Annotated in this window: 12 protein-coding genes and 1 riboswitch; of the genes, 3 read left to right on the forward strand and 9 right to left on the reverse strand. The window is 68.4% G+C overall.

Features of this window, described 5'->3' with window-relative positions; translation table 11 throughout:
• Positions 1-13: 13 nt before the first annotated feature.
• The 4 genes from AB0E02_RS32120 to AB0E02_RS32135 all read right to left on the reverse strand — a co-directional run bounded on the left by AB0E02_RS32120 (position 14) and on the right by AB0E02_RS32135 (position 4,539).
• The gene (locus AB0E02_RS32120) at positions 14-1,090 is read right to left on the reverse strand and encodes a thiamine ABC transporter substrate-binding protein (protein ID WP_362145906.1); all 1,077 of its coding nucleotides are present in this window, start codon (positions 1,088-1,090) and stop codon (positions 14-16) included.
• 103 nt (positions 1,091-1,193) lie between these two features.
• A riboswitch (TPP riboswitch) is annotated at positions 1,194-1,314 on the reverse strand.
• Positions 1,315-1,347: 33 nt separating this feature from the next.
• Entirely contained in the window at positions 1,348-2,454 is a 1,107-nt protein-coding gene (gene rlmN / locus AB0E02_RS32125; RefSeq protein WP_362145909.1) for a 23S rRNA (adenine(2503)-C(2))-methyltransferase RlmN, read from the reverse strand.
• A gap of 218 nt (positions 2,455-2,672) precedes the next feature.
• Positions 2,673-3,245, reverse strand: coding sequence for an RICIN domain-containing protein (locus tag AB0E02_RS32130; protein WP_362145912.1), 573 nt, complete (start codon positions 3,243-3,245; stop codon positions 2,673-2,675).
• A gap of 661 nt (positions 3,246-3,906) precedes the next feature.
• Positions 3,907-4,539: a TetR/AcrR family transcriptional regulator gene (locus tag AB0E02_RS32135; RefSeq protein ID WP_362145915.1), complete on the reverse strand. Its 633-nt coding sequence runs from the start codon at positions 4,537-4,539 to the stop codon at positions 3,907-3,909.
• Between the two features lie 80 nt (positions 4,540-4,619).
• Between AB0E02_RS32135 and AB0E02_RS32140 the strand changes: the two genes are divergently transcribed.
• A complete protein-coding gene (locus AB0E02_RS32140) occupies positions 4,620-4,847 on the forward strand; it encodes a hypothetical protein (protein ID WP_362145918.1) in 228 nt (75 codons plus the stop codon).
• Entirely contained in the window at positions 4,844-5,086 is a 243-nt protein-coding gene (locus tag AB0E02_RS32145; RefSeq protein ID WP_362145920.1) for a hypothetical protein, read from the forward strand. The genes AB0E02_RS32140 and AB0E02_RS32145 overlap by 4 nt, the downstream gene beginning before the upstream one ends.
• A 184-nt stretch (positions 5,087-5,270) precedes the next feature.
• On the opposite strand, the gene AB0E02_RS32150 is transcribed toward AB0E02_RS32145, so the two are convergent.
• The 5 genes from AB0E02_RS32150 to rpsB form a co-directional block, all read right to left on the reverse strand.
• Complete coding sequence (locus AB0E02_RS32150) at positions 5,271-6,443, reverse strand: phosphatidate cytidylyltransferase (protein WP_362145923.1); 1,173 nt, start codon at positions 6,441-6,443, stop codon at positions 5,271-5,273.
• Positions 6,443-7,000: a ribosome recycling factor gene (gene frr, locus AB0E02_RS32155; protein ID WP_006602824.1), complete on the reverse strand. Its 558-nt coding sequence runs from the start codon at positions 6,998-7,000 to the stop codon at positions 6,443-6,445. Before frr ends, AB0E02_RS32150 begins: the two co-directional genes overlap by 1 nt.
• 175 nt (positions 7,001-7,175) lie before the next feature.
• Positions 7,176-7,946: a UMP kinase gene (gene pyrH, locus AB0E02_RS32160; RefSeq protein WP_362145926.1), complete on the reverse strand. Its 771-nt coding sequence runs from the start codon at positions 7,944-7,946 to the stop codon at positions 7,176-7,178.
• 163 nt (positions 7,947-8,109) lie between these two features.
• Complete coding sequence (gene tsf / locus AB0E02_RS32165; protein ID WP_030413723.1) at positions 8,110-8,946, reverse strand: translation elongation factor Ts; 837 nt, start codon at positions 8,944-8,946, stop codon at positions 8,110-8,112.
• 106 nt (positions 8,947-9,052) lie between these two features.
• Entirely contained in the window at positions 9,053-9,943 is an 891-nt protein-coding gene (gene rpsB / locus AB0E02_RS32170) for a 30S ribosomal protein S2 (RefSeq protein WP_362145930.1), read from the reverse strand.
• Positions 9,944-10,691: 748 nt separating this feature from the next.
• Between rpsB and AB0E02_RS32175 the strand changes: the two genes are divergently transcribed.
• The gene (locus AB0E02_RS32175; protein WP_362145945.1) at positions 10,692-11,729 is read left to right on the forward strand and encodes a M23 family metallopeptidase; all 1,038 of its coding nucleotides are present in this window, start codon (positions 10,692-10,694) and stop codon (positions 11,727-11,729) included.
• The last annotated feature ends 226 nt before the right edge of the window (positions 11,730-11,955 follow it).

The raw sequence follows: 11,955 nt of genomic DNA on the forward strand, positions 1-11,955 counted from the left end.
CGCCGGGTGTGGACTACTTCAGAACGAGCGAGGACCACTGCTTGATCCACTGTTCACGGTTCTTGGTGATCGTCTCCGGCGGCAGCGTCGTCGGCTTGTCGATCTTGGTGCCGTACTTGGTGAACAGCGTGGGCACCTTGGCGTCCTTGCGCGCCGGGTTGACGAACATCTTCAGCGGTTCGTCCTCCTGGAACTTCTTGCTCAGGAGGAAGTCCAGAAGCGCCTTGCCGCCCTTCTCGTTCTTCGCGCCCTTGAGCAGACCACCGAATTCGATCTGCCGGAAGCAGGTACCGGTCGCGACCCCGGTCGGAGCCTCCTTGGGAGCGGGCTTCTTGCCGAGGACCTCGGCCGGCGGGCTGGAGGCGTAGGAGACGACCAGCGGCTTGTCGCCCCTGCCCGCGCCTGCGGCGGAGCCCGAGAAGCGGTCGTTGTACGCCTGCTCCCAACCGTCGACGACCTCGACGCCGTTGGCCTTGAGCTTTTTCCAGTAGTTCTGCCAGCCGGCGTTCCCGTACTTGGCGATGGTGGCGAGCTGGAAGGCGAGCCCCGGAGAGGAGGTGGCGGAGTTCTCCGTGACGAGCAGGTTCTTGTACTGCGGCTTGGTCAGATCGTCGAGGGTGGTCGGCGGCGCGAGCTTGTGCTTGGCGAAGTAGGCGCGGTCGTAGTTGACGCAGATGTCGCCGTAGTCGAGCGGGGTGACGCGGTGCCGGTCCTTGTCGAGCTGCAGGGCGGCCGGGACGTTGTCCAGTCCCTTGGCCTTGTAGGGGGTGAACAGCCCCTCGTTCAGTCCCCGTGAAAGGAGAGTGTTGTCGATTCCGAAGAAGACATCGCCCTGGGGGTTGTCCTTGGACAGGATCGCCTGGTTGACGGCCTTGCCGGCATCCCCGCCCTTGACGAAGTTGACCTTGTAGCCACTCTCCTTCTCGAAGGCGGCCAGGACGGATTTGGAGACAGCGAACGAATCATGGCTGACGAGCGTGACGGTCTTGGCGTCCGCGCTCCCGCCGCCCGAGCCGCCGCATGCGGCAAGCGTGGTCATACCGACCGCGGCGGCGAGCGCTGCCGCGGTGATCCTGCTGGTGGTGCTCACTGATTTCCTCCTGGCTGGCCAGGAAGAGACGCGGCCCCGCCCGGTGTCCTCGGCTCTCGACGTCGGGGGACGTACGGAGGGAACTCAGGGCGGGGCGCAACAGCATGAGTGACGACCGAACTTCCTACCCGGAATGACCCGGGCGAGGTTCAAGGGTCTGCGGGCACCGTATGGCTACGACGCTTCCGCACTCTCAGCGCTGTGGCGCTCCCCTGTCGGAATGTGCATTTGTTCGATCACACAGTACCAGCGGACAGTCAGCGTTCCGAGGCGGCGAGCTGACCGCAGGCGCCGTCGATCTCCTGACCGCGGGTGTCCCGGACGGTCACCGGCACCCCGTGCGCCTCGATGGCCTGGACGAACGCGCGCTCGTCCTCGGGGCGCGAGGCGGTCCACTTCGACCCGGGCGTCGGGTTGAGCGGAATGAGGTTCACATGGACCCGCTTGCCCTTGAGCAGCCGTCCGAGGAGGTCACCGCGCCATGCCTGGTCGTTGATGTCGCGGATCAGGGCGTACTCGATCGAGATCCGGCGGCCGGACTTCTCGGCGTACTCCCACGCCGCGTCCAGCACCTCGCGGACCTTCCAGCGCGTGTTGACGGGGACGAGCGTGTCGCGCAGCTCGTCGTCCGGGGCGTGCAGCGACACGGCGAGACGGCACTTGAAGCCCTCGTCGGCGAACCGCAGCATCGCGGGGACCAGGCCGACCGTGGAGACGGTGATGCCGCGCTGGGAGAGACCCAGTCCGTCGGGCTCCGGGTCGGTCAGCCGGCGGATGGCGCCGACCACCCTCTTGTAGTTGGCCAGGGGCTCGCCCATGCCCATGAAGACGATGTTGGACAGCCGCGCCGGGCCGCCCGGCACCTCACCGTCACGCAGTGCCCGCATCCCGTCGACGATCTGGTGAACGATCTCCGCGGTCGAGAGATTACGGTCCAGCCCGGCCTGGCCGGTCGCGCAGAACGGACAGTTCATCCCGCACCCGGCCTGCGAGGAGATGCACATGGTGACCCGGTCCGGGTAACGCATCAGGACGGACTCGACGAGCGTGCCGTCGTGCAGCTTCCACAGCGTCTTGCGGGTGGTGTCGTCGTCGCACGAGATGTGCCGTACGACGTTCATCAGGTCCGGCAGCAGCTCGCTCGCCAGCTTCTCGCGGGCCGCCGCCGGGATGTCGGTCCACTGCGCCGGATCGTGCGCGTAACGGGCGAAATAGTGCTGCGACAGCTGCTTGGCGCGGAACGGCTTCTCACCGATCGCGGCCACCGCCTCGCGGCGCTCGACGGGGCTGAGGTCGGCAAGGTGCCGCGGCGGCTTCTTGGCCCCGCGCGGCGCGACGAAAGTGAGTTCTCCGGGTGCAGGCATGGTTCGTCCAGTGTCGCAGATCGTCTTGGGAGGCCCAGGTGCGATATGCGACGAGCCGGTCACCCTCAGTCGTCATGTGGTCATGTCGCCTTCTGACGTCGTTGTCGTTGGTCGGCCTGAGGCGAGCCGCGGGATGTCGGCAACGGCTGGCCGCTACGCCGACAGCCGGCGACTTCGGCGGGCGGTGGAACGCTTCCCCGATGATTCCGCCAACCCGTTCAGTCGATGTTTCCGCCGACCCGACGCAAAATCCAACGGCGCGACGGATGTGTGTCGCAGGTGAACTGGACGAGCGTGACGTTGTTGTCGGTGGAGACACCGCCCGCAACCGTCATGCACTTGCCGGTCTGCGCATTGACGAGCTGGAACGAGTTGCCGTTCTGGTTGGTGATAATCCAGCGGCGCGAGGGGTGCGTATCGCAATTGAACTGGACGAGCTCGACGTTGTTGTCGGTAGAGACACCGCCGGCGACGGTCGCGCACTTGCGGGTCTGGTCGTTGACGATTTGATTGGACCGGCCGTTGCTGTTGGTGACGAGCCAGCGACGCGAGGGATGCGAATCGCAATTGAACTGGACGAGCCTGACGTTGTTGTCGGTAGAGACACCGCCCGCAACCGTCGCACACTTACCGGTCTGCGCGTTGACGAGCTGGAAGGTTCCCGATATCCGTGCCGGGGAAGTATCCGTAGCCGACTGTGCGACCGCGCCATCGGGAAAGAGCATGACGCCCCCGGCCACAAGTACTGTCGAGGCCGTCAAAAGACGGCGCGTCCGGTTGTTTTTGCGCATAGGAGTGCCCTCTCGGAACTTCTGCGAGGAGGTGAGAAGGAAATACGTTGGCTCGTCCGCCGGCCCCTTTCCAGAGTTTCTGCGAAACGAACTCCGATGCCGTGTCGACGGCTGACAGTAGGCCACCGATGAAGGCGCGGCAGCGCTTCCCACCATCGAAGCACGACTCGCACCGATCGGCAGCCGGTAAGAGATGGAGCTCGCGTCGAGGTGCTGTGCCTCCCCATCTATCGGCGGGGAAGCCGTCATGAGTCAGCTCGACCGGACAGCTTTCTGACTGACCTACGGCGCGCCGGTCCGTCCACTCCGAGCCCGGCGGACGCGTGCCGCAGCATTGAGGAGTGAGTGCGCCACACATTCCCACACGTTCCGCGTCTTCGATTGCCAGCAGAATTTCTTGAGTCCAGAGCATCGCGAAGCGAAATGTGCCGTCGAGCGCATTTGTCGCTACGTCTATCTCAAGTCCGTTGCCGGAGACATCGGTAACGTTCAGGTCCAGGTGGGCAAGTAACTCGCTGCTAGTGGAGCCGACTTGCCGTCCGGCGAGGACGGGCCGCGAATGGGCCACGAAGGAACCACGAAGGGGCGCTTTCGCCTCTGGACGGCCTTGCCCGGCACGATGTCGAGGACCCGAGCGATCGACTCCAGCGCCAGCCCCTCCCTAACCCTCTATCCCTCCCCCCGCCAACTCCCCCAGATGGGCCGCCAGTACGGCGGTGCAGACCTGTGGGCTCAGGACGTCGGGGTTGCGGACCGCGCCAAGGCCCAGGCCGTCGAGGAGGGCGGTCAGGCGCTCGGTCTCGATGTCCAGATCGCGGCCCGGGCGCAGGGTGCCGGACTCGTCGAGGCGGGTCAGGACGCGGCGGACCAGTCGTCGGGCGCCGGCGGCTGCCTGGTCGGAGAGGCCCTTGAAGGCCGGGTTGGTGCGGGCCGCCGCGTTGAAGTCGAGGAAGACGGTGACCTCCGCGCGGCGGCGTTCGTCGAGCGGAAGCAGTTCGGCCAGCAGACCGGCGGCAAGTCGGAGGCGTTCCGCGGGGGGTTGCCGGCTCAGGTCTCCGATGTGCTCGACGTGGCGGAGCAACCGGTCGGTGAGGCCGTCGAGCATCGACTGCATGGCGAAGTCCATCAGTTCCTGCTGGCTGGCGAAGTAGTGGCGCAGGGAGCCGATGTTGAGTTCGGCCTCGTCGGCGACGGCGCGCAGCGAGGTGCGCTGCAGACCGTCCCGTACGACGACTCGGAACAGGGCGTCGACGACCTCGCGGCGGCGGGCGTCCGGATCCACGATCTTGGGCATGACCTCTTTTCTATCACGTTGCATCACGGCCGTGATAAATTGTTTTGTGTCACACCTGTGATAGAAAACGGGAGGCTCCGGTGGAGACGTATCTCAACCTCATGCTCATCAGGTTCGGCGTGATCGCGGGCGGCATCGTGGCGCTCGCCCTGGTGGTGTTCGGCGTGAGCGTGTTCCTCAAGCGCAGGGGCCGGCTCGACGAGGCACGCCGCTATGCCGACCCCGCCCTACGGGCCGCCCTGCGCATGGCGGCCCGGCGGCTTGAGGACGGGGCCGGCCGGACCCGGCGGCGGGACGGCCGACGGTGACCGGGCTCGCCCCGAGGGCGCCTGACCTCGCCCTGGACGCGTCCCATTGCTACCTGGTGGCGTCCGATCTCGCCCACCATCTGCTGATGGATTTCGCCCTCAAGATCCTCATCGTCGTCGTGGCCCTGGTGGTGCTCGGGCTGGGGATGGCGGTGATCTGGAGGCGAGTCGGACGAGTCGGCCAGCCGGACGAACGGCAGCGGCAGTTTGACGAGCGAGGCCCCCACCCGCGGAAGTAGCCAACCACCCGGCGTCCGCCCCCGCCCCTGACCCGCCTCCGCCCACCACCCGCCACCCGCCACCCGCGCACACCCCCGCACGCAAAAGCCCCCCGCCAGCGCAATCCGCTGGCAGGGGGCTCCGGCTCGTTCTCGTCAGCTCGGGCGGCGGGCGCGGCTCGGGAGCCGGGCGGCGCCGTCAGGCTCAGCCCGCTCCGACGAAGACCACGAAGAGCAGCCACACGATGGGCGCCGTCGGCAGGAGGGAGTCCAGGCGGTCCATGATGCCGCCGTGCCCCGGAAGCAAGGTGCCCATGTCCTTGATGCCCAGGTCCCGCTTGATCATGGATTCGCCGAGGTCACCGAGGGTGGCGCTGGCCGCGACCGCAAGGCCGAGCAGCAGGCCCTGCCACCACGCGCCGTGCTTGATCAGGAATTCCATGCACAGCGCGCCGGCGACCATCGCGAAGAGCAGTGCGCCGACGAGTCCCTCACGGGTCTTGCCGGGGCTGATGCGCGGCGCGAGCTTGTGCTTGCCGAACCGCCAGCCGACCGCGTACGCCCCGGTGTCGCTGACGACGGTGAGCAGCAGGAACGTCAGCACGCGTTGCGGCCCGTCGTCGGCCGCGAGCATCAGCGCCACGAACGTCGCGAGGAACGGCACGTAGAACGCCGCGAAGACACCGGCGGTGACGTCCCGCAGATAGTTCTCGGGCGCCTCGGTCATCCGCCACACGAGGACGGCGAGCGCGGTGAGCGCCATCGCCACCCAGGCGCCCTCGGCGCCGCGCACGTAACCGGCGACGACCATGGCGGTGCCGCCGACCGCGAGCGGAACGAGCGGCACCCGGATGTCCTTGCGTTCCGCCAGCCGCGAGGTCAGCTCCCACAGCCCGACGACTACGGCGATCGCGATCACGCCGATGAAGACCGGCTTGTAGACGAAGAGCGAGGCCAGGATGACCGCGCCGAGACCGGCACCGACCCCTATCGCGGCGCGCAGATTGCGCCCCGCGCTCTTCTTCGTGGGCTTCTCTGAGTCCGGCGAACGGTCGGACCCGGGAACGGAGGTGGGCATGGGCTCCTGCGGCTGGTCGTCGCGGAACAGGGGGCCGCTCCGTGGAGCAGCCCCCCGGTCGTCCGGGTAATCCCGGTTATCCCGGATGTGCCGATGTTCCCGGTGGTCCCGGTCGTCGTCCTGGTGTCCGCCTGGCTCGGGCACGATGGGCATGGGCCGAGTCTGCGCCGCATCGCCCCAGTCGTGCACGGGACCCGCCGAGGCGGTCGGCGCCACCCCGCGAAGCGAGGAGGCCGGTCCGTATTCGGGCGGTCCCCATTGACCGGCGCCGGGCGGGGCCCCCCAGGATGACTCGTTCATCAGACCTCGAGGAGCTCGGATTCCTTGTGCTTGAGCAGCTCGTCCACCTGCGCGACGTACTTCGCGGTGGTGTCGTCGAGCTCCTTCTCGGCGCGGCGCACCTCGTCCTCGCCGCTCTCCTTGTCCTTGACCAGCTTGTCCAAGGTCTCCTTGGCCTTGCGGCGGACGCTGCGGATCGAGATCTTCGCGTCCTCGCCCTTGTTCTTGGCGACCTTGATGAACTCCTTGCGGCGTTCCTCGGTCAGCTCGGGGAAGGTCACCCGGATGATGTTGCCGTCGTTGCTCGGGTTGACGCCGAGGTCGGAGTCGCGGATCGCCTGCTCGATGTTGCGCAGGGCGCTCTTGTCGAACGGGGTCACGACGGCCATCCGCGGTTCGGGAACCGAGAACGACGCCAGCTGGTTGATGGGCGTCATGGCGCCGTAGTAGTCCGCCACGATCTTGTTGAACATCGCCGGGTGCGCACGCCCGGTGCGGATCGCGGCGAAGTCCTCCTTGGCGACCACGACGGCCTTCTCCATCTTCTCCTCGGCTTCGAGGAGGATCTCTTCGATCACCACTTGCTCCTGGTCTTTTCGGTAAGAAGCAGAGCCTCGCCCCTGCCGCGCGTCTACTCCTGCACGGTGTCCGACCGGCAGGCGGTTGTCCATCCCCGTACCGAGGTCTTACCCCGGCCGGTGGTTGCCGCCCGTACGGTCCGATGCCCGTACGGAAAGGCGGCAGTTGGGGCCGTCAGGCCCGGGTGTCCTGATCGCTGACGAGCGTGCCGATCTTCTCACCCTTCACCGCACGCGCGATGTTGCCCTCGGCGAGCAGTTCGAACACGAGGATCGGGAGCTTGTTGTCCCGGCACAGCGTGATGGCGGTGGCGTCCGCGACCTTCAGGTCACGGGTGATGACCTCACCGTATTCGAGGGCGTCGAACTTGACCGCGTCCGGGTTGACCTTGGGGTCGGAGTCGTAGACCCCGTCCACGCCGTTCTTGCCCATCAGCATGGCCTCGGCGTCGATCTCCAGGGCGCGCTGGGCGGCGGTGGTGTCGGTGGAGAAGTACGGCATGCCCATGCCGGCGCCGAAGATGACGACCCGGCCCTTCTCCAGGTGGCGCACCGCGCGCAGCGGAATGTAGGGCTCGGCGACCTGGCCCATGGTGATCGCGGTCTGGACCCGGGAGTCGATGCCCTCCTTCTCCAGGAAGTCCTGGAGGGCCAGGCAGTTCATCACCGTGCCGAGCATGCCCATGTAGTCGGACCGGGCCCGGTCCATGCCGCGCTGCTGGAGTTCGGCACCGCGGAAGAAGTTGCCGCCGCCGATCACGATGGCGATCTCGTAGCCGTCGCGCACCACGGCGGCGATCTCGCGGGCCATCGCGTGCACGACGTCGGGGTCGACGCCCAGTCCGCCGCCGCCGGCGAACGCCTCGCCGGAAAGCTTCAGCAGGAAGCGCCGCCTGCCGTCCTTGGCGGCATGGTCGGTGTGCGCGCTGTCGGCACCGTGATTCATTGAGCTCTCCTCGTGCACATACGAAGAAGGCCATTGCCGTGGGTCTGGTCCAGATCCCTGTGCGGCAATGGCCTCCTCGTCACATCTGCGGCCGGCCGGTGAGCGGCCGACTGCGTACGACCCTAGCGGGGTCGTAGGTCATTCGCTGCCTTGCGGCAGGCTCTCAGATGCCGACCTTGATGCGCGAGAAGCGCTTCAGGCTGACACCGGCCTCCTGGAGGACCTTCTCGACGGACTTCTTGTTGTCGAGCGCGTACGGCTGGCCGAGCAGCGTCGCGTCCTTGAAGAAGCCGTTGAGGCGACCCTCGACGATCTTCGGAAGGGCGGCCTCGGGCTTGCCCTCCTGGCGGGTGGTCTCCTCGGCGACGCGGCGCTCGGCCTCGACGACCTCGGCCGGGACGTCCTCGCGGGCGAGGTACTTCGGCGCGAAGGCGGCGATGTGCTGGGCGACACCCTTGGCGACCTCGGCGTTCTCCTTGTCGAGCTCGACGAGGACACCGATCTGCGGCGGCAGGTCAGGCATGGTGCGGTGCATGTACGCCGTCACGTAGCCGCCGGAGAACTGCGCGAAGCGGTCCAGAACGATCTTCTCGCCCAGGTTGGCGTTGGCCTCGTCGACGAACGCCTGGACCGTCTTGCCGGCCTCGATCTCGGAGGCGAGCAGGGCCTCGACGTCGGCCGGGGAGGTCTTCGCGACGTGCTCGGCGATCGCCTTGGCGACGGCCTGGAACTTCTCGCCCTTGGCGACGAAGTCCGTCTCGCACTTGAGCTCGACGATGACGCCGGAGGTGTTGTCGTCCGCGATCAGGGAGACCACCGCGCCGTTCTCGGCGGAGCGGCCCTCGCGCTTGGCGACACCCTTCTGGCCCTTGATGCGCAGCGCCTCGACGGCCTTGTCGACGTTGCCCTCGGCCTCGTCCAGGGCCTTCTTGCAGTCCATCATGCCGGCGCCGGTGAGCTCGCGGAGCTTCTTGACGTCGGCGGCGGTGTAGTTCGCCATGGTCTGTGAATCTCTTCTCGAAATCTCGAAGTCGAAAGATCTACGGGTGGACGGCGGGGGCGGCGCTCGTGGCGCACTCCCCCGCCGTCGTCAACCGGTCCTGAGGTCAGGCCTGCTCGGCGTCCGCAGCCGGCTTCTCGGCCTCGGCGGCCGGGGCCTCGACGGCAGGGGCCTCGGCGGCCGGAGCCTCGGCGGGCTTCTCGGCCTCGTCGGCCTTCTTCTCGCCCTCAAGCAGGTCGCGCTCCCACTCGGCCAGCGGCTCGGCGGCAGCCTTGTCGCCGGGCTTCTGGTCGCCGGTGGCGGCGCCGGAGCGGGCGATGAGGCCCTCGGCGACGGCGTCGGCGATCACGCGGGTGAGCAGGGTGACGGAGCGGATCGCGTCGTCGTTGCCCGGGATCTTGTAGTCGACCTCGTCCGGGTCGCAGTTGGTGTCGAGGATCGCGACGACCGGGATGTTGAGCTTGCGCGCCTCGCCGACGGCGATGTGCTCCTTCTTGGTGTCCACGATCCAGACGGCGCTCGGCACCTTCTGCATCTCGCGGATACCGCCCAGGGTCTTCTCCAGCTTGGCCTTCTCACGGGAGAGGACCAGGAGCTCCTTCTTGGTGAGGCCGGACGCGGCCACATCCTCGAAGTCGATCTGCTCGAGCTCCTTGAGGCGCTGCAGGCGCTTGTAGACGGTCGAGAAGTTGGTCAGCATGCCGCCGAGCCAGCGCTGGTTCACGTAGGGCATGCCCACGCGGGTCGCCTGCTCGGCAATGGCCTCCTGGGCCTGCTTCTTCGTACCGACGAACATGACGGAGCCGCCGTGGGCGACGGTCTCCTTGACGAACTCGTAGGCGCGGTCGATGTACGACAGCGACTGGAGCAGGTCGATGATGTAGATGCCGTTGCGCTCGGTGAAGATGAAGCGCTTCATCTTCGGGTTCCAGCGGCGGGTCTGGTGCCCGAAGTGGACGCCGCTCTCCAGCAGCTCCCGCATCGTGACGACGGCCATGGCCGTACTCCTTGTTGTTCTCGGTTCCACTGCGACCGGTCGGCCGCGGTGCCTGACGCCCCGACGCGCCTGCCGGGGAAGACACCTTGCGGAGCCGTCCAAGGACCGAGGAGCGCGGCCGACGTGCTGCCCGAACGGGACTGCTGCACTGACGGCGGGGCGTGCGAAGTCGACCCGGTGACCCGGATCGCCACCAGAAGTGTACGGGACGGCCGATGCACCGGGCGACACGCATCATTTCGAGCCCTGACCGGGTGAGACCGACACCCGTCCGAGTGAGGCAGTTGTCCACATCCGGCCCGTTGTCCACAGTTCCGGACCAAGATCCCCACGCCCGGCCGGACTGCGTCACCGTCGACCCATGCGACAGCAACCACAGCAACAGGCGCGACAGCAGCGACCGCAGCAAGGACAGGGGCGAAGGCCCGCGTCACGGCAACTCCACGCCCGACTACGACAGGCGCGACAAGGTCGGCAGCACGACGTACGACGGGACGTGCGGCGGGACCGACCCCACGGCGTACCGCACAGCATCCGGCTCAGCCGCGAGGGCACGGGTGGGGTCCGACCACACGGTGACTACCTCGACCGCGAGGGTTCGGGCGGGGACCCACCGCGCGACGTCGGCCTTGGCCACGACGGCTCGGGCGGGGACCGACCACGCGGCGGGCGGCACACCCCCTCGGGTGCACTGGGCGGCCACCGCCGGCTCCTCGGCGTGCGAGGCCGACCGGACCGCGGGTCGATGATGAGGAGCTCAGGCTCGACGGGGAGGGCTCCGGCTCCCTTACCCCTGCCCCCGTCGCCTCCGTTCCCCTCCCCGCCCTTGCCGCCGCTCTGCGACCCGGCCGCCTACGGGCCGAGCTGCTTCTTTCCGGCCCGCGTGACCAAAGCCCTGCTGGCCCCGGCGCTGGCTCTGGGACTGGCCTTGACCACCTCACCGCTCGCACACGCGGCGGCTGGGCGGCTGGGGTCGGAGGTGGCGACGGTGCGCGAGGCGCAGCTGACGGGCCGTGCCGAGGCGGGTGGTACGGGGAGGGGCGATACGGGGGCTGGTGGCGCTGAGTCCGGTGGCACGCCGACCACTGCAGGTGAACGGGCCTGGCCGGTGGCGGGACCGGAAGGGATAGGCCCCACGGTGTTACGCGGCTGGGATCCACCGCCGGCACCATGGGCGGCCGGACACCGCGGCGTGGACCTGTCCGCGTCCGTCGGCGCGACGGTTAGGGCCGCCGCACCAGGCCAAGTGGCGTATGCCGGGACCGTGGCCGGCCGCGGCGTGCTGACCATCGAGGTGTCCCGCTCCGGTCGCCCTCCCTTACGGACGACGTACGAACCCGTCCGCGCCACCGTCCGAAAGGGCCAGCGCGTCGCAGCAGGCCAGCCGGTCGCCGTACTCCAGCGAGGCCCTTTCCACTGCCGGGCACCGTGCCTCCACTGGGGACTGCGCCGCGGCAAGACCTACCTGGACCCGCTGTCCCTGCTTCCGCCGAGCATGCGCGGCGGGGGCCCGTCACGCCTGCTGCCGGTGTTCGGAGTCCCTTTGCCGCCGGTCAGCAGTAAGGAGCCTGGATATCCGCGCCCGCACCAGTCGGTGAAAGCAGCGAGTCCGGTGGGTGCGACACCCGCGGCACGGGAGACGGGGGCGGCGCCGACGGGAGCTGCCGTCATGGGTGCGGTCGTGCTGGCGGGGGCGGCGCTGTGGGCACTGGGTCGACTTCGCTCTGATCGCTCGCCGAGAGGTCGGCCGGCGCGAGGGGCTGGGGGCGCGGAGCGGCAGCGGTGAGGTGCACGCTGGGCGGTTCGCTCGGGTCGTCCGGTGCGCCTTGAGTCCGTGACCTCGCGAGGGCCTGACGTCTCGAATCCCACCGAGTCCCTCCCTCCGGCCGCCCTGCCAGCCAGCCGGCACAGCGGGCTGCGGGCTGCGGGCTGCGGGCTGCGGGCTGCGGGCTGCGGGCTGCGGGCTGCGGGCTGCGGGCTGCGGGCTGCGGGCTGCGGGCTGCGGGCTGCGG

It is taken from the genome of Streptomyces sp. NPDC048196, assembly GCF_040652715.1.
In the GTDB taxonomy this organism is placed as follows: domain Bacteria; phylum Actinomycetota; class Actinomycetes; order Streptomycetales; family Streptomycetaceae; genus Streptomyces; species Streptomyces siderophoricus.

Bases quoted from the DNA above. Each gene is read 5' to 3' on its own strand.
- AB0E02_RS32175 (WP_362145945.1), top strand. From the start codon at position 10,692: ATGAGGAGCTCAGGCTCGACGGGGAGGGCTCCGGCTCCCTTACCCCTG.
- pyrH (WP_362145926.1), bottom strand. From the start codon at position 7,946: ATGAATCACGGTGCCGACAGCGCGCACACCGACCATGCCGCCAAGGAC.
- AB0E02_RS32150 (WP_362145923.1), bottom strand. From the start codon at position 6,443: ATGAACGAGTCATCCTGGGGGGCCCCGCCCGGCGCCGGTCAATGGGGA.
- tsf (WP_030413723.1), bottom strand. From the start codon at position 8,946: ATGGCGAACTACACCGCCGCCGACGTCAAGAAGCTCCGCGAGCTCACC.
- AB0E02_RS32130 (WP_362145912.1), bottom strand. From the start codon at position 3,245: ATGCGCAAAAACAACCGGACGCGCCGTCTTTTGACGGCCTCGACAGTA.
- rpsB (WP_362145930.1), bottom strand. From the start codon at position 9,943: ATGGCCGTCGTCACGATGCGGGAGCTGCTGGAGAGCGGCGTCCACTTC.
- rlmN (WP_362145909.1), bottom strand. From the start codon at position 2,454: ATGCCTGCACCCGGAGAACTCACTTTCGTCGCGCCGCGCGGGGCCAAG.
- AB0E02_RS32135 (WP_362145915.1), bottom strand. From the start codon at position 4,539: ATGCCCAAGATCGTGGATCCGGACGCCCGCCGCCGCGAGGTCGTCGAC.